We start from the raw sequence: 24,665 nt of genomic DNA, 5'->3' as shown, positions 1-24,665 counted from the left end.
CACCCCACAATTATCAGTAGTAGTTGGAGTTCCAAGAGTTACATTGGCTTTAGCTGTAGTACAAGAAGCCGCATCCACAGGCACAGTTACAGGCATGGCACAGGTGATGGTTGGTTTCACAGTATCTTTTACAATAACATTTTGAGTTGCTGTGACATTATTTCCTTTTCCGTCATTGAAAGTCCAAGTGATGGTGTATGTACCCTGAGCATTGTATGTTAAAGCATCCGTAGTTGTTCCGACAATAGAATTTCCACTACAAACATCCGTAGTTGTAGGAGCAGTTGCAGTAGCAGAGCATTGTCCGGTCACATCTGACAAAATAGGAGTGACAGGAACAATGGTATCATCTACAATAATCTTTTGATTTACTGTAGTTTGATTATTACATTTATCAGATATTGTGTAAGTCCTAATAATAACAGTGGGTAAGTTTCCATTTATAATATCTGAATTTGTAATAGTCATTTTTAGATCAGTTGTACAATTATCACTAATTGACAAGCCTAATAATTCTAAAGCTGCTACTGTTTTTACAGCTGGGGGAAGATCGGTAAGAGAACAACCTTCTACATTTACATCAGATAAAGTACCAGTAATTGTAGGTGCAGTTGTATCTAGAATTTTAATGGTTTGTTTTACAATAGTAGAACCACAGATTGTTGTAATTTTAAAGGTTCTTTCAACCGTTATTGGGCAACTTCCACTTTTCGAATCTTTATAGGAAATGGAATAGGTACTAACGTTGCTACTATTCGGAAAAGTGCCTCCGGCTGTTGTAAACTGTGATAATGTAATATTTATGTCTGTTTTACTGTAAGATAAATCAGTTATTGCATCAGTTTCGCATCCTTCAAAAGTTTTATTTACAGGTGCGGTAACTGTTGGTTTTGGATAAACAGTAACTTTTATTGGTTTTTTTGGACCGATACAAGAATTAGTTTGACCTTCGGCAACATAATATGTAGTTTCTCCAACAGTAGTTGACGATGGAGTAATAGACATTTGAGCTGATGATGTTTCACTAGTATAATAATATAAATTATACGAAGGATTACTTGCAGTGGCGATTAGCGGTACTGTATTCTCACCAATACAATATTTTACATCAGTTACTATGGGCAATGACGTAATGCTTGAAACAGTAATGGTAAATTGGAAATAACAACCACTACCAACCCCTGGAGGTACTGAATAATATGTAGAAGTTCCAACAGTTGCAGGAAATGGTTTATTTATTGTATATTGAATTGTTGTTCCACTAACAACTGGATACGAGTTGTAAAATGTTGCTCCAGTAGGAAATGCACCAGCTACAGCGGTAATTGGAATAGTACTTCCAGCGTTACAAAATGTAAACGCAGTGATTGGTGGAGTAGCCTGACAATTTGCATTGACATAAGCAGCAGCATCGATTGTTGTTATGTAAGGAGTTGGAATTGCGGTTCCTTGACAATTACCTCCTGAGGTGTAGCCTTGAATTAAAGATTTATCGATAACTTTTACTGTAGATACTGATCCGGTACCACTTAAAAAACCAATGACTGAAACTACATTATTACAGTTAGCATTTTTTAATAATGTACAATCTTCGGTAATTTTAAATTTAAACGTAAGTTCTGCTAATACGCTATTTTTATCTCCGTTAGCAGGTAGCGGTAAAGTACCAAAATCCCAAACAACAGAACCATTTGCCCCAGTTGTAGGTTCGTAAATTAAGGTATTAGGAGAAGGGTTTGGTGTGAAATTAATGGTTTTAGAAGCACTATTTGCAATATATGTGGCATTGTAAGGTATTGGTATAACAATTTTTGTATTGTTGATGGCTTCTGTACCTCTATTTTCTATTTGAATTTTATATTCTAACTCTTGACCAGGTAAAGCTGTTGTAGGGCTAGTGCCAGAAACTGGAACGTTATCGATTTTTGTGGCAGTAATAATACCTTCGATATCGGGAACATAGGCATCAACAGCCATTGCTATTGCAAATATGACATAGGTGTCTTGTGTTGAACCGTATTTGAATTTTGTTGATGTCTGGTTATTACCTATTATGGAATTATCTGTATTAGGAATGGTAAACATGCTAATGTCTAATCCTGTATTATTTACAAGTGATGGATTCCTTTGATTTCCTCCCGTTTGTATCGAAGAATTAAAAAAATTGTTAGTCGAATTTGCGGAATGGTTAAGACTTAAATAATTAGTGGAGTTCTTTTTTTGAATCTGAAAATAATCACCGGATATTCCTCTATCGCCTTCGCCAGCAATCATTCCAAGTTTAATACCAACATTTCCTGAAGGTACTGCATTAAAACCTGTAACATCAATTTCGTGATTTATTGTTGTAGAACCTTTTACGTAACCATGTCCATCAAAAACAGTGATGTCACGATTTTTCATGCTTGAATTTTCGTAAATAACAATTAATCCCCAACCACCATAAAATCCAGTTCCACCACCGCTTCCTTGTTTAAGAGCAATATCAGCCGCAAAATACTCTCCAACTCCGTTATCTTTTACATATTGAGTAACTTCTGCATAAGCAGAATACATGTATCCATCTAAATTATTTGGATAATAAATTTCATTGACGTTCCCTATTGAACTTGCGGTTATATTCGTGTATTTGGATTCTCCAGGTCCTTTTAATGAGATAACTCTTTTGTCAAAATTTTTGTTATCACCATCTTTCGATGCAGCTACGATATAATTATTGGTATCGCTATCTGACGCTCTTCCTGTCCAATATAATCCTGCATAAACAATATTTGAACAAGAAGAAGCAGTTCCATTATCTGCAGGTAATGATAAGGTTGACGAGGATGAATTCCAAGTTTTTGAATCGTTATCAATGTCAACATAAATCATTGGATTATCATTGGTAACATTGTCACCATAATTCTGTAATGTTAAATTGGTATTACCAATCATCGTAAAATCACCTTTTACATTATACGTTTTCTTAAGTGGTGAAAATGTCGAAGTCCTCTCCTTAAAAGGAACTTTTACCTGCGCATTCAAAGAAAACGCAAATCCTAAAAAAAAGATTGCTATAAAAAAAAGACGGTATATTGGGTAAACTATTTTAGATTTGGAGTACAGTTTTTTCATAATAATAATAATAATAATTGTAGGTTGTTATCTAATCTAGATTTATTCGCTTTGGTCTATTTTATAAAAAACAGTATATCGCGGATTAATGTTTTTAATAAGTTTGATTATAGAAGTTTCACTACTACTAATATTAGACAGGATGTACACATAATTTAACTTAGAAAATGTAGAAAGTACTGATAAATCAATTGGAATATTTAAATCAGCGTTGTTATCAATTTTAATAGTTACAATTTCAATATCTTCAATGTCGATGTTTGACGAGGCAATTGCGTTCAAAGATTTTGTATTAGTAAACAAAGAGTTTGGTTTATCTCCATAACTTTCAACTTTGCCAGAATAAAAGTAAAGGGTCTGTTGTACATCATTCAATAAATTTTCCAAACGTTTAGATTCAGGATTTACTGATCTTGAATTTTGCTCAGATTTCTTCATTGTTGCTATAAAAGATTTTACCTCCATCACTTGAGGAGTTTTATCACTGGATTTTAATACTTGACCAGAAGCTAAACTTGCCAATAATGTAAAACAAACGAAGACTAATTTTTTTAAAAGTTCACTGGATGAATTATTAAAAAAATTAGAAAAGTCTGAGACCCTATTTTTTGAGGTAAAGTATTTTTTTTCCATGTAAACTATGAGGATTAGAATTAGGTTTTTTGGGAATTGGGAAATTAATAAAGGACTAAATTATACGTAATAAATTACAGTTGTTTCTTTTTTCTGTCAACAACCTAAATACTCGGTGAAGCGCATGTTTTGCTAATTTAATCTTAAAAAAATATATTAAACTGTTAGCCTATTTGCAGTAATATCAGGCTATAATAACAATTCCTCTTTTTCTTTTAACTTTATATTAGGAGTTGTTTCAATCTTTTATTAGGTATATATTTAAAAATTTTAATCAAGATTATATAGAATAAAAAGTTAAAAAATAATATTATAATTTTTTGTTTTGTAAATTGTATTTCATCAATTTTATTAATCGAAAACAGAAATTTTTCCAACATGAAAAACTTAATTTTGGTCCGCCATGCAAAATCAAGTTGGGAGATTCCCATCCATGATAAAAATCGTGCTTTGACCTGTCAAGGAATAAAAGATGCTCATCTTGTTGCTGCTCAAGCCAAAGATTTGATTCCTAAAACCTATATAATCAAGAGTAGTTCTGCTAAAAGAGCCACTGATACGGCGTTAATTTTTGCTCAAAATATTTTATATCCTGTCGAAAGTATTGTTTACAAAGACGACCTTTATACTTTTGATGAAAAGAATCTGGAGAATGTTATTAAATCATGCAGTAATATTTTTGAAAGTGTTATTCTTTTTGGACATAATGCGGCAATTACAGATTTTGTTAATAGATTTGGAGATATTTTTATCGAAAATGTTCCAACAGCTGGTTTCGTATGGTTAAAATTTGATGCTGATGATTGGAAAAAAATAAAGAATGGTAAAATAAAAAAAATAATATTCCCCAAAGATCTAAGATGAATAAAGTATTAGAATATAAATATATTGATAGAGAAAAAAGTTGGTTGGCATTCAACGCAAGAGTACTTCAAGAAGCTGGCGATCATTCGGTTCCGTTATTAGACAGGTTGCGTTTTTTAGGTATTTTTTCAAATAATTTAGATGAGTTTTTCAGAGTTCGTTTTGCAGCTATCAGACGATTAAGTTTAACGGGTATATCTGGAGAAAAATATTTGGGAGGTATTTCAGCGCAACAATTAGTCAAAGATATTACTGAAATTGTCATACAGCAACAATCTGAAAGTTTGCGAATTTTAAATATTATCGAAAACGAACTTGAAACTAAAAACATATTTATCATTACCGAATCGGATATTACGATTGAACAAGAAATTTTTCTAAAAGATTTTTTTATTCAAAAAGTAAGCCCTGAATTGGTAACGATTATCTTAAATGATTTAGCTGAATTTCCAGTATTAAAAGATACTTCGGGATATTTAGCGATCAAATTGGTTATGAATAAAAATTCAGAAGTACGGTATGCAGTTATCGAAATTCCCAAAATGATTAACCGCTTTGTTGTGCTACCGTCTAATAACGAAAAACAGTATGTCATTCTTCTGGATGATGTTATTCGACACAACCTGAGTAATATTTTCAATATTTTTGACTACAAAAGCGTTTCGGCTCACATGATAAAAATTACCAGAGATGCACAACTTGACATTGATAGTGATTTGAGTAAAAGTATGATCGAAAAAATATCATTAAGTGTAAAAGACAGAAGAATTGGAGAACCAGTACGTTTTATTTACGACCAATTAATCGAAGAAGATACTTTGAATTTTTTCTTGGACAAAATGAAAATTGTGTCCACTGACAGCATCATTCCTGGCGGAAGATATCATAACAGAAGGGATTATATGAATTTTCCAAATCTTGGAAGATATGATTTGTTGTACCAAACGAATGATCCGCTTCCTATTCCGGGATTAAGTCTTGAAGGAAGTATGCTCGAAAAAATAAGCGAGAAAGATTATTTATTAAATGCGCCTTATCAATCCTTTTCCTATTTGACCAAGTTTTTGCGTGAAGCGGCGTTAGATCCTAAAGTAATTTCGATAAAAATTACTTTGTATAGATTGGCAAAAAACTCGCAAATTATCAGTTCTCTCATAAATGCGGCCAAAAATGGAAAAAAAGTAACCGTTCAAATTGAATTGCAAGCTCGTTTTGATGAGGCTTCCAATATTTCCTATGCTGAACAAATGCAATTGGAAGGTATTGAACTCATTTTTGGAATAAAAGGACTTAAAGTACATAGTAAAATATGTGTTATCGAAAGAATGGAGAATGACAAAATAAAACGATATGGTTTTATTTCAACCGGTAACTTTAATGAATCTACTGCGAAAGTGTATACTGATGTTACTCTTTTTACCAGTCATCAACAGATTTTGAAAGACATCATGCGGATATTCGAGTTCTTTGACATCAATTACAGGGTGCATCGCTACAAACACCTTATTGTTTCGCCGCATTATACCAGAACGAGATTCGTAAAGTTGATTGATCGGGAAATTACACATGCTTTGGCAGGAAGAAAAACGCATATAAAATTAAAAATGAATAGTTTATCTGATTTTGCAATGATTGATAAATTATATGAAGCAAGTAAAGCCGGTGTAAAAATTCAACTTGAAATAAGAGGAATTTGTTCCTTGATTCCCGGAATTCCCGGAATGAGTGATAATATCGAGGCAATAAGTATTGTGGATAATTATCTGGAACATTCCAGAATTTATATTTTTGGCAATGCAGGGCAAACGGAAGTTTACATTTCATCAGCAGACTTTATGACCAGAAATCTTGACGGAAGGGTCGAAGTAACGTGTCCAATTTACGATCAGGGAATAAAAAATGAACTGATTGATAATTTTGATATTGGCTGGAAAGGTAACGTGAAAGCGCGTTTTCATTCGTATAAATTAGATAATAAATACCGTACAAGAAATCATAATCCTATTTTTAGAGCGCAATTTGAAACGTATAAATACTATCAAAAAAAACAGGAAGAAGTTGTGCCTGATAAAGAAAAAGTATAATTAATTGTTTATATCTGGACTGGATTTTGCACTCCTATAATTAAGAATTCTACACTATAATTAGTAAATAACGAATTGGAAATGATTAAAATAAAAAAATATGCAGCAATTGATATTGGTTCTAATGCCATGCGTTTGTTGATTGCTAATATCGTGGAACAGGAAGGTAAAGAGCCTCAGTTCAACAAAAGTTCCCTCGTTCGTGTACCTATTCGTCTTGGTCAGGACGCCTTTACAGTTGGTGAAATTTCAGAAGAGAATATTGAGAGAATGTGTGATGCCATGAAGGCTTTTAATCTTTTGATGAAAGTACATAAAGTAGAACGTTACATGGCTTTTGCGACCTCTGCGATGCGAGAAGCTTATAATGGTAAAGAAGTTGTAGCATTGATTAAGAAAAAAGCTGATATAAAAATAGAAATTATTGATGGTAAAAAAGAAGCTGCCTTAATAGCATCGACTGATTTACATCATTTGTTAAAAACGGATCAAACCTATCTTTTTGTGGATGTTGGCGGTGGAAGTACCGAATTTACTTTGTTCTCTAATGGTAAAATGATCATTTCAAGATCTTTCAAAGCTGGAACCGTTCGTTTACTGAATGATATGGTCTGCGATGTGGTGTGGGATGAAATTGAAAAATGGATTAAAACAAATACGCAAGAATTTGATGAAGTTACGCTGATAGGTTCTGGTGGAAATATAAATAAGCTTTTTAAAATGTCGGGGAAATTACAAGAAAAGCCGCTTTCTTATATTTATATGAATTCGCAATATGCGTTTTTAAATTCTCTTTCTTATGAGCAAAGAATATCTGAACTAGGTCTCAATCCGGATCGTGCCGATGTAATTATTCCTGCCACAAGAATTTATCTGAATGCCATGAAATGGAGTGGAGCAAGAAATATTTATGTACCAAAGATTGGTCTTTCGGATGGAATTGTAAAAGCAATGTACTACGGTAAAATTTAATTTTAATATAGATTATGCGTCTAAATCCAATCCAAATGTTGTGCGTAACAGCTCAATGTTTGGATTTATTTCCAATAATCTATTGTAGCGGTCCTGGTCGTTAAAACTTCTTTTATTTTCTATACTTTCATTGACAACAACCTCAATTGTAATGTCATGATTGTGTAAATGCCCTTTCAAATGTCCTAAAAGGCCATGTATTTCTTTTTCAAAATCTAATTTTGAGCCTTCGTTTGGCAATTCAATTGTAATTGCGGTTCCATTTAATTTTGGATCGTTGATGAGTAATAACGATTCCATGATTTTATAGCCTTTGTCTCCTAAACGTTGCGCGTATTTGTTCCATTGCAGCAACATTTCTGTCTCTGAGAAAGATTCAGTTGGCAAATGAAGCACTTCTTTTACAATTCCTTTACTGCTTTCTTCTAATGCTTTTTTGGCGCGAATACTAGCTAATGAAAACGCAGAAACCTTTAGTTCATTCGATTGTGGAATGTTAATTTTCACTGTAGGAGTAGGAACTGGAATTGACGGTACGTCAATTGTAGTTTCCGGTTCTTTTAATTGAACTGATTCTAAAACTGGGATGGCAGGTTTTGAATCTTCAATTTTTGTTTGAACCGTTATTGAATAATCATTCTTTCTAAAATAAGTAGGTGGAATTATATATTGTTCAACTTTTTTTTTTCTCCATCAAAAGTGATAGAGGCAAGTTGCATCAAGCAAAGTTCAACAAGAAGTCGTTGATTTTGGCTCAGTTTGTATTTTAGATCACAATCATTTGCAATCTCGATTCCTTTTAATAAAAAGTCTTGACTGCATTTTTGTGCCTGCACACCATACATTTGTTGTGCTTGTTCACCAACTTCTAATAAAGTTAACGTTGCAGGTGTTTTGGAAACTAACAAATCTCTGAAATGGGAAGCCAATCCGGATACAAAATGATGCGCATCAAATCCTTTAGAAAGAATTTCGTTGAACGCCATTAATAAATCCGGGATTTTGTTTTCCAAAATCAAATCGGTAATGTTGATGTACGTTTCGTAATCCAACACATTCAAATTCTCCGTAACGGCCTGACGCGTTAAGTCTTTTCCACAAAAAGAAACGACTCTGTCAAAAATAGATAAAGCATCACGCATGGCGCCGTCCGCTTTTTGAGCAATGATATGCAAAGCATCATCTTCAAAAACTACGCCTTGACTAGTAGCGACTTCGGCAAGATGTTCTTTAGCATCTTTTACGGTAATTCTTTTGAAATCAAATATCTGACAACGAGAAAGTATCGTTGGAATAATTTTATGTTTTTCGGTCGTTGCCAAAATAAAAATGGCGTGCTTAGGCGGTTCTTCCAGTGTTTTTAGGAAAGCATTGAAAGCTGCCGATGACAACATGTGAACCTCATCAATAATATATACTTTGTATTGTCCTGTTTGTGGTGGGATCCGAACTTGGTCAATTAAATTCCTTATATCATCCACAGAGTTGTTGGAAGCTGCATCTAATTCGAAAACATTAAAAGCAAAATCTTCATTGGGATCATCGTATCCTGGCTGGTTTATTTTTCGGGCCAAAATACGAGCGCAAGTAGTTTTGCCAACACCACGTGGTCCCGTAAATAAGAGTGCAGAAGCAAGATGGTTGCTTTCTATGGCATTTAGTAAAGTATTAGTAATGGCTTTTTGTCCTACAACATCTTTAAATGTTTGAGGTCGATATTTACGTGCCGATACAACAAATTGTTCCATAGAAATTAATTCAAGCACAAATATAGGTTTTGGTAATTCAAATAACAAAAAATAAAACACAATTTAAGTGTTGGCCTGAGACAAATTAAAACTAGATTTCCTAAAAATTTATTCTAAATATTTGCAATTATTTCTTTATCAAGTAGCTTAAGTAGTGCGTATTCCTCAGGCAGAAATTTAGCATTAATTTTTTTGGATTTGTATTGCCAAATAGAACCTTTTTCGAATGCAGCAATGACAGTTGGATGAACATAATATTTTTTACAAACGGATCTTGTATTGCCCAGTTTTAATGCAACTTCATCAATTACTTCGATTATTTTGCGTTTAGATTCCGTTTGACATATTGGTGGTTTTAATTTTTGGAACGCACTTAACGCGTTTACGCTTCCTGACCAAACCCGAAAATCCTTAGCCGTAAAATCTTGATTTGTTATGTTTTTTAAGTAATTATTTATATCTGCCGAACCAATTGTATGATGATTTCCTTGTAAGTCATAGTATTGAAACAAATCTTGTCCGGGAATATCTTTACATCTTTTGACTAATGTCGCTAATTTTTTACTGATGAAACTGATTTTATGCTTGACAGCTTTTTTACCTGTAAATTCAAATCGAATTTTTGAATTTTGAAATCCGACATGTCTATCTTGTAAAGTAGTTAATCCGAATGAGCCGTATAATTTTTTGTATGCTTCATTTCCAATACGAATATTAGTTATCTCTATTAGTTTTATTACGAGCGCAATAACTTTTTCGTAAGTTAAATTTTTATTTTTTAAATCTTGTTCCACATGTTTTCGAATCAAAGGTAAGGCTAAAGCAAAACTTTGAATGCGATAAAATTTAGATTGATTTCTGATTTTGTTCCATTGCTCATGATAACGATACTGTTTTCTACCTTTAGAATCAACCCCTGTAGCTTGCAAGTGACCGTTTTCATAAGGCGAAATCCATACGTTTTCCCATGAAGGCGGAAGCACTAATTTTAAAATTCGGGTTAAGATTTCAGGATCATTAATTGAATTCTCATTTTGATCAATGTAATGGTAGGTATTGTTTCTTTTGATTCTAAAATAACCTTTACTATAATTTACACAATAGCGAAGGCTTACTGCTTTTGCTGTAATTATGGGATCCCTACCCATTTTTTCTAACTTAGATTGTAAGCGGTTCATTGTACTGTAATATTATTCAGGACGATCTTCTCTTCCTTTAATCGTCAGTTCATTCAAAACCATAGCGGCACTGTTATCAGCAAATGCAGATAGTCCTGCTACAAAAACACCTTTTTCTCCGGTACTTGATTTAATACCAAAAACCGTTGCTTCATCTCCAGGATCACTCTCTCCTTCATAGCGATATAGGTGCACTATTTCAAAATCATCCGGACTGTCAATTATCCTTTTTTCTTGAACGTTAAAATCGATTGTAAATCCTTTTTCTTTTAATTCTTCCAAAGCTTTAGAAACAGTCGCATAATGATACATTCGCTTATCCATGATATTTTTTTTATGGGTTAATTTTATTTAATTAAAGGTATACTTATAACAGTTATAAATTTTTATATAATTATTGTTAAGTATTGTAAAATTTTTCACTTGTAATTTTTGGTTCTGTCACAACTGATTATGGGTTGTGCAGAATGTTTATGATTTCATTCTTAACGCGAGATAGTTAATGATGAATTTAAAAACTTCAAACCTGATAAAGTGTGTTTAGGTACTTTTTTTTGTTGAATCAAAACTTTAAATTTTATCCCCATATCCACCAATAATCTATAATTCATAAGTGCTTCATGGGCTGCTGACTGTAAATTATTTTGATTTTTTACTAAAGCAACATTTTGATACTCTTTTATACCCAAGCCTAATAAAAATTGTGCTTGATCTACCATTCCGCAACACTCCATTCCATACTGTAAACCCCATTGGGATAAAGCGGAAAAATTTATATGTGTTGTAATGTCTTGTTGCCCAATAAATTGATAGGGATTGTCGTTTTTTTGATGTTTGTGATAACATAATAGTGTACCGCAACTTCGACGATTAGTGTATAAATCACTGGACAATGATCCATAATCTATTGTAATAATGTATCCTTTTTGAAGTGAATAAGAAACTTCCTTTATCCACGATATTGCCTGCAAATTGACTTCTGTGCGAAACCCTTTCGGCAGTTGTACGTTTAATGTTTTAAAATAATGATTCAGTTCTTTACTGGCAGGTTTTAAAATTTCAACAAAACCCTCTTTGTAATCTACAAATACTTCTTTAAGTTCCTCTTCCATAATGACCTGATGTACGGAAAAATTGTCAATTAATTCATTTGATATTATACAACCGTTAATTTGGGGAATATCTTGGATTGAGTTGTACCAACTGACTTTTTCTTTCAGATATCGCTTTTCAATTTCGCGCATGCTGACACTTTTTTCAATAATGCAATAGTTTAAGGTACTATACAAAGCATCATTTTTTTTGAGATAATCTAAGATATCATGACATAATAAACCCGTACCAGCTCCATACTCAATAATTTTAAAAGGTTCTTTTCCTAAATTCTTCCACATTTCTTCAATTTGGCGCCCGATCATGGCACCAAAATCAGCAGAGATATACGGGCTAGTGTAAAAATCTCCATCAGCTCCAATTTTAGTTTGTGTTGCATTGTAATAGCCTAATTCAGGATGATACAGTGCCATTTCCATAAAATCGTGAAAAGATAGAGGACCTTCTTTTTTGATTCGCTGAATTATTATTTCGGATAACTGCATTGCGAATAGATAAATATTTTATTGATACTTTCAAAAAGCAGTTTTACATTGTTACAAAAATAATAGAGCAAAATTAGAGTTTGCACTGTCCGCCGCCATCGATACATAGCTTTTCCAAATAAAGCGCAGCATCATCATCCGAATTAGCTGAAAATCCCGCCACAAAAACTCCTCTTATGTCTAAATCTGAAGTTATGCCGTAAACCACTGATTCTTCTGCAGGATCAGTGTCGCCCTCGTAGCGATATACATGATTTACTTTATAATTATGGGGATTAGTTTTAATGTCATTTGGATGAATATTAAAATCATAGGTAAACCCTTTTTCTTTTAAATCCTCTAAAGCTTCTAAAACTGTGGTATAATGATAGGAAGGTTTCATAAATAACGAAAGATTAATTGTGAAATATAAAGGTAACTAATTTATTATTAAGTCGTTGTAAAATGGTTGTGAAAGTAAATTGTCTAAAATAGAGATACACAAAAAAATAGTGTAATTTCGCACCGCAGACCGCCTTATCGCCGTTTTGAGTATTCAAAAGGGAGGAAAGTCCGGACACCAGAGGGAAGCATAGCGGGTAATACCCGTCGGTACCGATTTATCGGGATTAGGACAAGTGCAACAGAAAGTATGTACAGGTAATGCTGTAGTGAAACCAGGTAAACTCTATGCGGTGAAATATCAAGTATATCAGCATTTAAGGGCTTCTCGTCCGTTGTTGAAGGGTAGATAGCTTGAGTCCCGCAGTAATGCGGGATCTAGATAAATGATGAGGCTCTAATTTATTGGAGACAGAATCCGGCTTATAGGTCTGCATTTTTTTATTTAACTCCAAATCAAATTTTTTTGGATGAAAAAGGTGAATTCTTAGAATATTAAAATTAATCTATTGTCATCGATTTTAGTTTAGTTCTATAAGCTTCAAGTGCAATTGATTTGGATATAAACCCATAGTACTCGTCATTTTTGAGTACCGGAAGGAATGCAACTTTAGATTTTTCGAACTTATCCATGACAGTTTCCATACTGTCATCTGGAGTGACAATTTCGATAGGCTTCATCATAATTTCTTTTACCAGCGTGTATTTGACCCGATAACTATTAAATATGATTTCCCGAATTGTATTAAAATGTACAATTCCCAAAAGTTGATTTTTATCATCTACAACTGCAAATATCACTTGGTTAGAATGCGAAATTAAATCCACTAATTTTTCTAAATTCTCATCGGGGGCAATAGTCAAAAAATCAGTTTGGATAATAGAATTTGTTTCTAATGTAGAGAGGACATTCGTATCTTTATTACTTGTAAAAGCATGGCCTTTTTGAGCTAAATTCTTAACATCCATAGAGTGTTTTTCAAATCGTTTTGAAATTGCAAAACTAATAGAGGCCACAATCATTAACGGTATCATCAAGTTATACCCTCCAGTAATTTCAGCAATTAAGAAAATTGCAGTCAAAGGAGCGTGAAAAAGCCCACTTAAAATTCCGGCCATTCCAACTAATGTAAAATTACTAACAGGTAATTTAGTAAGTCCTGTCAGATTTAAAAATTTAGAAAAAAAGAAACCAACATATGATCCTAAAAATAGGGAAGGAGCAAAATTACCACCATTACCGCCACTGGCTAAAGTAATTCCAGTTGCAAAAACTTTTAGCATCATCGTAAAGCCTACGAAAATCAATAAAGCCCAGCTATTGTCACGAAAACCGCTAAACAATGTGTTTTCAAGTAATTTCCCGGGATCATTGTCAGATAATGTTTTGATACTTTCGTAACCTTCTCCAAAAAGCGTTGGGAAAATAAAAATTAGAATGGCTAAAATCGAAGAACCAAACAACGCTTTTTTATAAGGAGATAATTTAAATTTCGCAAAAAAATGTTCTACTCTCTGAAAATTACGGGAGTAATAAACCGAAATAAATCCGGTAAACAAACCTAAAAGAATATAATAAGCGATGTTATGATAATCAAAACTTTCCTGTTGTTTAAACGAAAGCAAAATACCTTCATCTAATGCAATTACGGAAACTAAAGCGCCTGTGGCAGCTGCAATCATAATGGGCGTAAATGCGGCGATACTAACATCAACCAGCAATACTTCGATTGCAAATAAAACCCCGGCAATTGGCGCATTAAAAGCAGCGGCAACACCTGCGGCAACACCACAACCGATAAGGAGCGTTCTGTCTTTATAACTTAATTTATATTTTTGAGCATAATTTGATCCAAAAGCTGCTCCGGTAATTACAATCGGACTTTCTAAACCCGCAGAACCTCCTAAACCAACGGTTAGGGAACTTGTGACGATCTGGGCATACATTTGTTTTTTAGGGATAATACTCGCTTTTTTTGCAACGGCATACAAAATTTGTGAAGTCCCTTTTTGAATTGTTCCTCCTAATACCCTTTTAACAACGAATACGGTAAGCAGAATACCAATTATGGGTAAAATACTGTTGATGAACCCTAATTTTAATATTCCACTGACATAAGTAGCGAAAGAAAAAACCCAATGCGCAAAAGTTTTTAAAACTATTACGGCAAAGGCAGATGAAATACCAACTAAAACAGCTGATAAAAATATAAACTGCTTTGGCGTTAAAAGAGATTGTGCAAAAGCTATTATTGTTTCTAATTTGGAAATATATTTTTTGAACATGATAATTTTTAAGAGGGGTGCAAAATTACTATTATTTTAATTTCAACAAATATTTTTCAACGCTTCTTTTGCGCTTAAAGGTAGTAAATTACAATTTGCCTCAAACTGCCGCACAACTTCTGGATTTATTTTCGCATATTCCCTCAACGCCCAATCAATTACTTTTTGGATAAAAAAAACCTTAAAATGTGACTGTTTTGCGCATTATGAGAACAAAAAATCAGGATTTGTTTTTTGTTCGTAACCCAATTGAAATTAAATTGCAGTTCAATTCAATCACACATTATCCGAATTTGAAAAAGGTATTATTACATTTTTAGTGTCTAATGGAAATTCCAATAGACACTTTACTAAAATGTAAATAGTAACGTTGTCCGCGCTATCCCAGCAAGAGTTGTTAGATATTCGTTTTTCAATCAGTTGAATATCTTCCTATTTATAATTCACTTTAAATTCTTTTTACAAAATTATAATTGTACAATATTAAAAGACCCGTTCTTGTTTCCAATATATATTTAATGCAATCGCAATTGCGTTAACTGAAACTTATTTTTTGTTTTCGTTCTAAATTTCCTTCCATTTGGGTCTTCGTTCCTCTGTTTTTATTTCGAAAAAAGGAAAATTATTCTTCATGTATTTTGCAATTTTAAACGCATTTTCCAAATTTTTATTTTGTTAAAAAGTGTTTTCTAGGACGAGTGTAAAGTTCATAAATAATAAATTTGTCAAGATTGTGAGGGTAGTCGACAAGTTAAAATCCAATCGCTTTATCGTCGCCTCTGAAATCAGCGCCACCTTCTAATTTTTTGCTTGGTAAAACCAAAATGGCATCTACTTTTCCTATTACTGGTGTTGTTTTTTCATTAATGAGATACCCTCGTGACTTTAAGGTTTCAAAAGTTTTAGAATCGAAAGTATTAGGCTCAAAAGTGATTAAATCCGGTAACCATTGATGGTGAAAACGAGGTGCGTTTACCGCTTGTTGCATGCTAAAATTATATTCAGAAACATTTAAAATCGTTTGCAATACGGATGTAATAATTGAAGAGCCTCCGGGAGAACCCACAACCATGAATAATTTTCCGTTTTTCTCTACAATAGTCGGCGTCATGGAACTCAGCATTCGTTTTTGTGGCGCAATACTATTGGCTTCATTTCCCACTAATCCAAACAAATTAGGTTCACCTGGTTTGGCACTGAAATCATCCATTTCGTTGTTTAAGAAAAACCCCAATTCATCACAATAGTATTTAGACCCATAACCGTCATTTAATGTTGTTGTTGCCGAAACAGCATTACCAAATTGATCTACAATCGAATAATGCGTCGTCTCTGTACTTTCATTATAATTTACTTTTCCTTCTTTTATTTCCGATGATAAAGTGGCTTTTTCAAAACTAAAATTCGACATTCTTTGTTTCAAATAATCATCTGCCATTAATGCTTTCAAAGGAATTTTTACAAAATCCGGGTCGCCAAGATAATAACTTCTGTCGGCGTAGGCTCTTCTTTCGGCTTCGACAATAACTTGAATGGCTTCAGTTAAATTATGTCCCATTTTAGCCAGGTCGAAAGGCGCTATCATTTTGAATATTTGAGCAAGACAAATTCCGCCACTGCTGGGTGGAGGCATCGATATTATCTTTAAATCCTTGTAATCAAAAGTGAGTGGCGTCCTCCATTTGGCTTCGTATTTAGCCAAATCTTCCATGGTAATTATGGCTCCTTTTTCCTGAAGGTATTTTACTAATGTTTTAGCTGTTTCGCCTCTGTAAAATTCAGATCTGCCATTTTTTGAAATCCTTTTTAATGTAGCTGCCAGCGCAGGATATTTTATAACATCATTTTCTTTGAAAGCAGCTGCAAATAGCGTTTTGTTACCATTTACTTTTATGATTTTAGCTCGGTAATCATTCAGTCTGGCTTCTTGTCTTTTAGTAACAATAACACCTCTTTCAGCCAATGCAATTACGGGTTTCAGCAGTTTTTCAATAGGCAATGAACCCAATTTTTCATGAACGGCAAAAACACCAGCAATCGTTCCGGGAACTCCAATAGCAAGTGGAGATTCAGTACTTTTTCCTTTTATCACATTTCCTTTTTCGTCAAGAAACATGTCTTTAGTGGCTGCCAATGGTGCTTTTTCTCGGTAATCCAATGAACCAACTTCGCCATTTGCTTTCCGATACACCATAAAACCACCACCGCCAAGATTTCCAGCAAATGGGTAAGCCACAGCAAGAGCCAATTCGGTTGCTACCATCGCATCAAAAGCATTGCCACCTTTTCTCATGATTTCCACTCCAATTTTGGAGGCTTCTTCACGAGCCGATACTACCATTGCCTTATTAGCAACTAGTCCTGTAGGTTGAACCATTACATTTTGGGTTTTACAACCAATAGAAAAAACACTCAATAAAATAATCATTTTTTTCATTCGAATACTATAAATTTAAAAACCAACGGCTTTATTATCACCTCTTTTGTCTGCGCCACCTTCCAGTTTTCCATTTGGAAGAACCAAAACAGCGTCTACTTCGCCAATGATTTCTTTGTTTTTTTCGTTGATAAAATATCCTTTTTCTTTCAATTGATTTACTACATCTTTGGCGAAAGAATTGGGTTCAAAAGTAATTTCATCGGGTAACCATTGATGGTGGAAACGTGGTGCGTTTACCGCTTCTTGCATACTCATATCAAATTCATACACATTTAATATCGTTTGTAAAACCGAAGTGATAATGGTGGATCCTCCCGGTGTACCTACAACCATGAAAAGTTTACCGTCTTTTTCGACAATAGTTGGCGTCATGGAACTCAACATTCTTTTTCCGGGAGCAATACTGTTGGCTTCACTTCCCGTTAGTCCGTATAAGTTTGGAACGCCGGCTTTGGCACTAAAGTCGTCCATTTGATTATTTAAAAAGAAACCTAATTCGTCACAATATATTTTCGAACCATAATTATCATTTAAAGTAGTCGTTGACGAAACTGCATTCCCTTTTGAATCTACAATAGAGTAATGCGTGGTTTGGTTGCTTTCATATCCTTTTATTGTTCCGTGGGCAATATCCGAAGATTTAGAAGCTTTATCGAATGAAAAATCAGCCATTCTTTTTTCTAAATAGGATGGACTCACTAATTCTTTTAACGGCAGTTTTATAAAATCAGGATCACCCAAGAAATAATTTCTGTCGGCAAAGGCTCTTCGTTCTGCCTCTGTAATTACTTGAATTGTTTTTACGCTGTTGTGTCCCATTTGCGAAAGATTGAAAGGTTCAATCATTTTCATAATTTGATTCAGACAGATTCCGCCACTGCTGGGAGGCGACATAGAGGTGATTTTTAAATTTTTATATTGAAAGGTAATTGGAGTTCGCCATTTGGCGTTATAACTTTTTAAATCTTCTAATGTGGTATTTCCACCTTTTTTAGCAAGAAAAGCAACTAATTTTTGAGCTGTTTCCCCTTGGTAAAATTCATCTCTTCCGTTTTTAGCAATACGTTTTAATGTTGCTGCCAAAGCAATATATTTTATCGTATCATTTTCTTTATATGTTTTGGAAAACAAACTGTTCTTACCATTACTTTTTATAAAGTTGGCTCTATGGTACGCCAAACTTTCGGCTTGAAATTTAGTAACAACAACACCTCTTTCTGCCAAAGCGATTACTGGTTTGAGAATTTCACTAATGGGTAAGGAGCCATATTTTTTGTGTACTTCAAATATTCCTGCAATGGTACCCGGGATTCCAGATGCCAAAGCAGTCGCGGTACTTTTTCCTTCAATTACATTTCCTTTTTCGTCCAGAAACATATTTTTAGACGCCGCCAAAGGTGCTTTTTCTCTGTAATCGATAGCTCCAGTTTCACCATTTGCTTTTCTAAAAACCATGAAACCGCCACCACCAATATTTCCTGCCTGAGGATGTGAAACTGCCAAAGCCAGTTCCATGGCAACCATAGCATCAAAAGCATTACCGCCTTTTTTCATGATTTCAACTCCAATTTGTGACGCTTCTTCACGAGCGGAAACGACCATCGCTTTTGAAGTCACTAAACCAGTTGGTTGAATAATCTTTTCATTCAATTTGCAACCTAAAACGATAAGTAAAAGCAGGAACATTATTTTTTTCATAAAGTGGTTGTTTTACTATTCGAAAATAAGATTAATTCTTCAAAGAATTCGGTAAACTCATTTTCAAATTCCGAATAAAATTCCGATAACTCATTGGTAGCAAACCGCATTTTAGATTCGTTTTTGGTGCGATGGTCCATTTGAGTCAAAATATGCTCAATTCCTTCAACCGTTTGATAAGTCACCAGCCAATTTTCTTTCATCATGGTAGGCATTAGTCCTTTGGTTCGTTCTGACAGCATTTCGTAATTATAATGCAAGGATTGGTAAAATCGTTCCACAAAATCCTCCAGTTTTTCATCGGAATACTTCCTCCAGTTTTTTGCCAAAAAATGGTCGTAAAAAACATCTACAATCACACCGGCATAATGATGGTAATGCTCATGTAACCGTTTGGTGCTTTGTCTAAAAACTGGGTGTGCATCAGTAAAAGTGTCAATGGCACGATGCAGAATAATTCCCTGTCGAATTTCTAAAGGATAACTCTCAAAATGTTTTCCACGAATTCCGTCAGCCATGAAATTGCCAATTTTAATTAAATCATTATCACCGGAAAGATAGATGTGTGCTAGAAAATTCATTCGCCTAATTTAGGAATTTAAATGCTTAATTTTGAATTCTAAATGACTTTTGTAAACCGTCAATTATTATATTTGTGAGCAATTTAAAATTTATAATTCAAAATTTAAAATAATATTCAATGACTTTAATAAAATCAATATCGGGAATACGTGGAACAATAGGAGGTAAAGTAGGGGATAACCTGACACCTGTTGATGCGGTTAAATTTGCCGCGGCGTACGGAACTTGGTTAAAAAAATATATCGGGAAAGAAAAAATTACTGTTGTTGTAGGTCGTGATGCCCGTATTTCGGGACCAATGATTCACAATTTGGTGGTAAATACTTTAATTGGTTTAGGAATTGACGTCATTGATTTAGGTCTTTCAACAACGCCAACTGTTGAAGTTGCTGTTCCGTTAGAAAAAGCCGAAGGTGGAATTATCCTTACCGCCTCACATAATCCAAAACAATGGAATGCTCTAAAATTATTGAACGAGAAAGGAGAATTTCTGAATGGTGCAGAAGGATTAAAAATTCTTGAAATTGCGGAAGCGGAAGCTTTTGATTTCTCAGAGGTGGATGATTTGGGAGAAATTATGATTAACGATGCTTACATGGATATTCATATTGATGAAGTGTTGAATTTGCCTTTAGTAGATGTTGATGCAGTAAAAGCAGCTAAATTTAAAGTGGTTGTTGATGGTGTAAATTCTTCAGGTGGAATTATTATCCCAAGATTACTGGAATTAATGGGCGTTGAAGTAGTAGAATTATATTGCGAACCGAATGGTCATTTCCCTCATAATCCGGAACCTTTAAAAGAACATTTGACTGATATTTCAGAGTTAGTAGTTAAAGAAAAAGCTGATCTAGGAATTGTGGTAGATCCTGATGTGGATCGTTTGGCTTTTATTTGTGAAGATGGTGAAATGTTTGGTGAAGAATATACTTTGGTGGCTTGCGCCGATTATGTTTTGAGTAAAACACCAGGAAATACGGTTTCGAATATGTCGTCTTCCCGTGCGTTGCGTGATGTGACTAATGGGCATAACGGAAGCTATGAAGCCAGTGCCGTGGGTGAAGTGAACGTAGTAGAATTGATGAAAAAGAATAATGCTGTAATTGGTGGCGAAGGAAACGGCGGAATCATTTATCCGGAATTGCATTACGGTCGGGATAGTTTGGTGGGAGTCGCACTGTTTTTAACGCATTTGGCCAACAAAAAAATGACGGTTTCTGCTTTGCGTGCTTCGTATCCTGAATATTACATGAGTAAAAACAAAATAGAATTGACGCCACAAATTGATGTAGATGCGATTCTTGTTGCTATGACAGAGAAATACAAAAATGAAGATATTACAACCATTGACGGTGTAAAAATTGACTTTGCTGAAAATTGGGTTCATCTAAGAAAATCGAATACGGAGCCAATAATTCGTATTTATACCGAAGCGGCTTCACAAGAAAAAGCAGATGCTTTGGCACTGCGAATCATTGATGAAATAAAAGCAGTGGCTGGATTATAATTCTGAATTTTTATGTAAACAGAACCCTTTCAAAATAGTATTTGAAAGGGTTTTGTTTTTTATTCTACGGTATAAAATGGAATTAAAAATTTACTCTAAAACTTACATTTGGCGTTAAACCAAGTGACTTGTTATCTGCTTGAATAGCATCATTCGAGTCATTTGGATCGACTTTGTAATAGCGATTGATGACATTATCTTGATTGGTAGCATTAATGACACCAGCAGTAACCGAAGCTTTAATAGATTCCGACAGATTGAAATTATAATTTAAAGAAGCGTCTAATCGCATGAAATTATCCAGGTTTTCACTGTTTGGAGAATCATAATTTACTACGGTGTTATTTCCGTTTTGTATGGTTTCTTTGCCTTCAATTGGTTTTGTATACGGTTGTCCATTTCTATAAATACCACCGACAGCTAATTTTAGATTTTTAAGAATGTTGTAATAAAAACCAAGCGATACAGAATGCCTTATATCTGCATTATTTGGGAAAGTGGAAGGGGTGAAAGTATCAAACTCATAGTCGTTTATACTAAATGTGTAACTCACCCAAACACTATAGTGACGCGCTGTTTTATTGGCTAAAAATTCGAAACCTTTGGAGGTGTAACTTCCATTTGCGGTGGTATACTGAAAACTGTTATAGAAACCCTGATTAGAAGCAGTAATGCCGTCAACAATTTTATAAAAACCGGTAGCCTCAATATTTAATTTGTCTTTATTGAATTCCACACCAAAAGAACCTTGTTTACTCGTCGCAATCGGAATATCTTTATCATTTACTAATACCCAACGTCTTTTTTCGACACCTAAAAAATCATCTTCAAAATCCACTATTTGAGTAGTAGATTGATTTTTGAATTCTCCTTCTAATTTTAAAGCAAATTGCTCTGATAATTTTTGTCGAATGTTTATTCTTGGCTCGACCAAAAGTTTTTCGAATTTTTGAAAATAATTCAAACGCAATCCAACTCTGAAATAGGTATTTTTTTTATGGTATTCCACCTCAGAAAATAAGGCGTGATTTAATAAAACATCTTTTTTAGTACTAGAATACAACGGAGCACTAACGGTAGTTTGATTTAACATCCCCGTTTCATTAAATTGATACCCAAGCAAGAAATTTAAGTTGTCATTAGTTTTGTAATATGTATTGAGTTTAGCTCCCGTTTCGAGCACCTCATTTGCTTCGGTTAAAAGCTGATCTGTTTCTACCCTGTAATCGTTAGCGTCAATATTGTATCTGGAAAAGTACGTGATGAAGTTTGAACTTAATTTTGAATTCCATTGTGCTTTCCAATTTCCGCCGTAACCCATGTTTTTCTGGGATAAATTACTGGTTTTAGATTGGGTTTCGTTTGAGTTTATAATGTTTCGTTCCGAATAATCCAAAGCGTTATTGATGCCAATAATATTCGCTCTGAATTGATGTTTTTCATTTAAATCGAAAAGTAATTTTGCGGTATAATCATAAAAGTAAAAATCAGAAGACGTATCGCGTTGATTGCTATCGGCATTGATTTCTGTATCCTGAAAACTACGATCAAAGTACTTAGTATATGTAGGAGATTTAAACAAATCAGTAATGGAGCGACGTCCCGAAATATGAAGTTCTATTTTTTTCGTTATTGGAATTTCTAAAAAAACATCGGAACTTATCAAATTAATTCCTCCGCCACCAGAAAATATATTTGAAATCAAGTCTTTAGTTTGCATATTTATAGTACTGGAAACGCCATCGCTGTATTCAGCGCTTGTTCCATTTTTGCTAACAATAACTTTATTGGTAAGATTAGGATTGTAGGCTGAAATCAACCCGAAAAAATGACCAGAGTGATACATTTTGATATTGTCCCATAGCACTAAATTCTGATCGTTGGTTCCGCCACGCACGTTTATATTAGCAATGCTTTCATTGGTACTTTCCACACCGGGAAGCACTTGAATGGATTGCAAAATGTCAGGTTCTATTAATCCGGGAAGAATGCCGAATTTTTTAGTGTTTAAAACGGTGCTTCCATCCAGGTATTTTTGTAATCCGGGCGTCAAATAAACATTTATCAAGACCTGATTTAACTCTTCGTTTTTTGTAGAAAGAACAATTTCTTTGCAATTATTTTGTGCCGAAAACAATTCGTTTGCCGAAAACTGTCTGGATTCAAAACCCACATAAGAAATAGTAAGCGTTGCAGTTATTGGAATATTTTGCAGGTTAAATGAACCGTTTTCATCGGTTATTGTACTTCTTTCGATGTCATTTACAAGAACTGAAGCGCCAACCAAACGAGATTTTTTTTCATCGGAAAAAACAATACCACAAACGGATATTGTTTTGTTTAGCATAGAAACGGTTACATATCGATCGTCTAACGCCTTAAAATTTAAAATCGTTTTCAAATTTAGATAATCAATTGTTTCTTGTAATGTAAAAGTAGTATTCGGTTTGTCAATTTTAATGGTAGCTACATCTTCAACGGCATACGAAAACTTGATATTATATCGTTTTTCGAGAGAAATAATAACCGCTGTCAAAGGTGTTTTTTTTGCTGTATTTTGTCCATAACAAATACTGCCAATACAAACCAGCAAATAAATCATCCATTTATTTAACACCATAATTGTAAAATATAATATTTTCGCCTTCGCTACTGTAACTTAATTGAAGCGGAATTGTAACCGCTTGAAGCGCTATTTCTTTGTCAGTATGTGTAAAACTTCCCGTAAAGAGTTTTAAAGTATCTACACCTTTCACTTTAATTTTTATGTCGTACTGACGCTCTAATTCTGCAATAACCTGATCTAATGGAATCTTATTAAAGCTCGATTCTTGTTGAATCCACGAAGGATTTTGGGCCTTAATATCTTCAACATTTTCGATAATGCCATTTATAACACGGAAGGTTTTTCCCGGAGGTAATTTAATGCTTTCATTGTTACACGTTACACTCACCAAACCTTCGTAACAATTCACTTCAAAATAGTTTTTACGTTCTTTTACGTTAAATTGCGTCCCTAAAACGGTAACGACTCCCGAAGTTGTATTTACTTTGAAAGTTTGCCCTTTTTGTACTTTAAAAAAAGCTTCTCCTTCTAAAGTCAAAGCTCTTTTATCAGCCCATTTTTTTTCATTGAAAGTTAATTTTGAAGCGGCGTTTAATATTACTTCAGAATTATCGGGAAGCGTGACCTTTTTTGTTTGCGCTATTTGAGTTTCAAAAGATTTGGTATTATTAAAAAACAAAAAATAAGCAGAGGTCAACATCACAACCAGAACAGCGGCAATTCTATACAATGCCTTGAAGTCTAAAGTTCTGACTTTTGTTTTCTTTTTAGAATGATTTTTGGCCTTAAAAGCTTCCAAAGCATCGTGTGCATCTACTTTTGGAGTTTCCAGTTGGGATGCATAATGAGCAATCTTTTCAAGTGTTTGCAAATTTTCAGATTGTTTTAAATCTTCAATTTCTTCGCTTGAAAGCTCATTATTTAACCATTTTAAGATCTCTTTTTCGTTTTTCATTTTGTATCTATATGTTTATAAGACAACTAACTTTTAAATTACCCTACAGATGAATGAGT

The 24,665-nt window shown here is 33.9% G+C and carries 18 protein-coding genes, 1 other RNA gene and 1 pseudogene; 5 read left to right on the top strand and 15 right to left on the bottom strand.

All coding sequences use genetic code 11. The features are described from left to right. A partial coding sequence (locus BMZ76_RS14630) for a hypothetical protein (protein WP_091208610.1) occupies window positions 1–3,114 on the bottom strand: 3,114 nt, incomplete at its 3' end. Between the two features lie 42 nt (window positions 3,115–3,156). After that, window positions 3,157–3,747 (bottom strand): hypothetical protein, encoded by a 591-nt coding sequence (locus tag BMZ76_RS14625; RefSeq protein WP_091208606.1) that lies wholly within the window; start codon window positions 3,745–3,747, stop codon window positions 3,157–3,159. Window positions 3,748–4,125: 378 nt separating this feature from the next. Between BMZ76_RS14625 and BMZ76_RS14620 the strand changes: the two genes are divergently transcribed. The 3 genes from BMZ76_RS14620 (at window position 4,126) to BMZ76_RS14610 (ending at window position 7,667) form a co-directional block, all read left to right on the top strand. Then, on the top strand, window positions 4,126–4,611 hold the full coding sequence (locus tag BMZ76_RS14620; RefSeq protein WP_091208602.1) for a SixA phosphatase family protein: 486 nt from the start codon (window positions 4,126–4,128) through the stop codon (window positions 4,609–4,611). After that, a complete protein-coding gene (ppk1, locus tag BMZ76_RS14615) occupies window positions 4,608–6,695 on the top strand; it encodes a polyphosphate kinase 1 (protein WP_091208599.1) in 2,088 nt (695 codons plus the stop codon). The genes BMZ76_RS14620 and ppk1 overlap by 4 nt, the downstream gene beginning before the upstream one ends. A gap of 81 nt (window positions 6,696–6,776) precedes the next feature. Further along, the gene (locus tag BMZ76_RS14610; RefSeq protein WP_091208595.1) at window positions 6,777–7,667 is read left to right on the top strand and encodes a Ppx/GppA phosphatase family protein; all 891 of its coding nucleotides are present in this window, start codon (window positions 6,777–6,779) and stop codon (window positions 7,665–7,667) included. Window positions 7,668–7,679: 12 nt separating this feature from the next. Here BMZ76_RS14610 and BMZ76_RS14605 read toward each other — a convergent pair whose 3' ends face one another. From BMZ76_RS14605 to BMZ76_RS14580, 6 genes are all read right to left on the bottom strand, one after another. Beyond that, on the bottom strand, window positions 7,680–8,174 hold the full coding sequence (locus BMZ76_RS14605) for a DNA polymerase III subunit gamma/tau (RefSeq protein WP_244281832.1): 495 nt from the start codon (window positions 8,172–8,174) through the stop codon (window positions 7,680–7,682). 155 nt (window positions 8,175–8,329) lie between these two features. Then, the gene (dnaX, locus tag BMZ76_RS14600) at window positions 8,330–9,415 is read right to left on the bottom strand and encodes a DNA polymerase III subunit gamma/tau (protein WP_091208630.1); all 1,086 of its coding nucleotides are present in this window, start codon (window positions 9,413–9,415) and stop codon (window positions 8,330–8,332) included. Window positions 9,416–9,528: 113 nt separating this feature from the next. Then, a complete protein-coding gene (locus BMZ76_RS14595) occupies window positions 9,529–10,593 on the bottom strand; it encodes a DNA topoisomerase IB (RefSeq protein WP_091208590.1) in 1,065 nt (354 codons plus the stop codon). A 12-nt stretch (window positions 10,594–10,605) separates the two neighbouring features. Next, window positions 10,606–10,917 (bottom strand): hypothetical protein, encoded by a 312-nt coding sequence (locus tag BMZ76_RS14590; protein WP_091208587.1) that lies wholly within the window; start codon window positions 10,915–10,917, stop codon window positions 10,606–10,608. Window positions 10,918–11,078: 161 nt separating this feature from the next. Further along, window positions 11,079–12,191 (bottom strand): class I SAM-dependent methyltransferase, encoded by a 1,113-nt coding sequence (locus BMZ76_RS14585; RefSeq protein ID WP_091208582.1) that lies wholly within the window; start codon window positions 12,189–12,191, stop codon window positions 11,079–11,081. 73 nt (window positions 12,192–12,264) lie between these two features. After that, a complete protein-coding gene (locus BMZ76_RS14580; RefSeq protein ID WP_091208578.1) occupies window positions 12,265–12,573 on the bottom strand; it encodes a hypothetical protein in 309 nt (102 codons plus the stop codon). Between the two features lie 121 nt (window positions 12,574–12,694). On the opposite strand from BMZ76_RS14580, the gene rnpB reads away from it, so the two are divergent. Further along, window positions 12,695–13,014: RNase P RNA component class A (rnpB, locus tag BMZ76_RS14575), an RNA gene on the top strand. A gap of 59 nt (window positions 13,015–13,073) precedes the next feature. Here rnpB and BMZ76_RS14570 read toward each other — a convergent pair. The 5 genes and pseudogenes from BMZ76_RS14570 to BMZ76_RS14550 form a co-directional block, all read right to left on the bottom strand. Next, a complete protein-coding gene (locus tag BMZ76_RS14570; RefSeq protein WP_091208574.1) occupies window positions 13,074–14,858 on the bottom strand; it encodes a chloride channel protein in 1,785 nt (594 codons plus the stop codon). A 42-nt stretch (window positions 14,859–14,900) separates the two neighbouring features. Then, window positions 14,901–15,035, bottom strand: a pseudogene (locus BMZ76_RS16545) (DNA alkylation repair protein); the annotation flags it as partial. 574 nt (window positions 15,036–15,609) lie between these two features. Then, the gene (gene ggt, locus BMZ76_RS14560; RefSeq protein ID WP_091208568.1) at window positions 15,610–17,295 is read right to left on the bottom strand and encodes a gamma-glutamyltransferase; all 1,686 of its coding nucleotides are present in this window, start codon (window positions 17,293–17,295) and stop codon (window positions 15,610–15,612) included. A gap of 15 nt (window positions 17,296–17,310) precedes the next feature. Next, the gene (gene ggt, locus BMZ76_RS14555) at window positions 17,311–18,996 is read right to left on the bottom strand and encodes a gamma-glutamyltransferase (protein ID WP_091208565.1); all 1,686 of its coding nucleotides are present in this window, start codon (window positions 18,994–18,996) and stop codon (window positions 17,311–17,313) included. Further along, window positions 18,993–19,577 (bottom strand): acyl carrier protein phosphodiesterase, encoded by a 585-nt coding sequence (locus BMZ76_RS14550; protein WP_091208561.1) that lies wholly within the window; start codon window positions 19,575–19,577, stop codon window positions 18,993–18,995. Before BMZ76_RS14550 ends, ggt (BMZ76_RS14555) begins: the two co-directional genes overlap by 4 nt. Before the next feature lie 119 nt (window positions 19,578–19,696). On the opposite strand from BMZ76_RS14550, the gene glmM reads away from it, so the two are divergent. After that, entirely contained in the window at window positions 19,697–21,085 is a 1,389-nt protein-coding gene (gene glmM, locus BMZ76_RS14545; protein ID WP_091208557.1) for a phosphoglucosamine mutase, read from the top strand. An 82-nt stretch (window positions 21,086–21,167) separates the two neighbouring features. On the opposite strand, the gene BMZ76_RS14540 is transcribed toward glmM, so the two are convergent. Both BMZ76_RS14540 and BMZ76_RS14535 read right to left on the bottom strand, forming a co-directional pair. Beyond that, window positions 21,168–23,705, bottom strand: a complete 2,538-nt coding sequence (locus BMZ76_RS14540; RefSeq protein ID WP_091208553.1) for a TonB-dependent receptor — start codon at window positions 23,703–23,705, stop codon at window positions 21,168–21,170. Beyond that, window positions 23,692–24,606, bottom strand: a complete 915-nt coding sequence (locus BMZ76_RS14535; protein WP_091208549.1) for a FecR family protein — start codon at window positions 24,604–24,606, stop codon at window positions 23,692–23,694. The genes BMZ76_RS14540 and BMZ76_RS14535 overlap by 14 nt, the downstream gene beginning before the upstream one ends. Between the last annotated feature and the right edge of the window lie 59 nt (window positions 24,607–24,665).

It is taken from the genome of Flavobacterium xueshanense, assembly GCF_900112975.1.
Lineage (GTDB): Bacteria > Bacteroidota > Bacteroidia > Flavobacteriales > Flavobacteriaceae > Flavobacterium > Flavobacterium xueshanense.
This window is presented reverse-complemented; position numbering and strand designations above follow the sequence as displayed.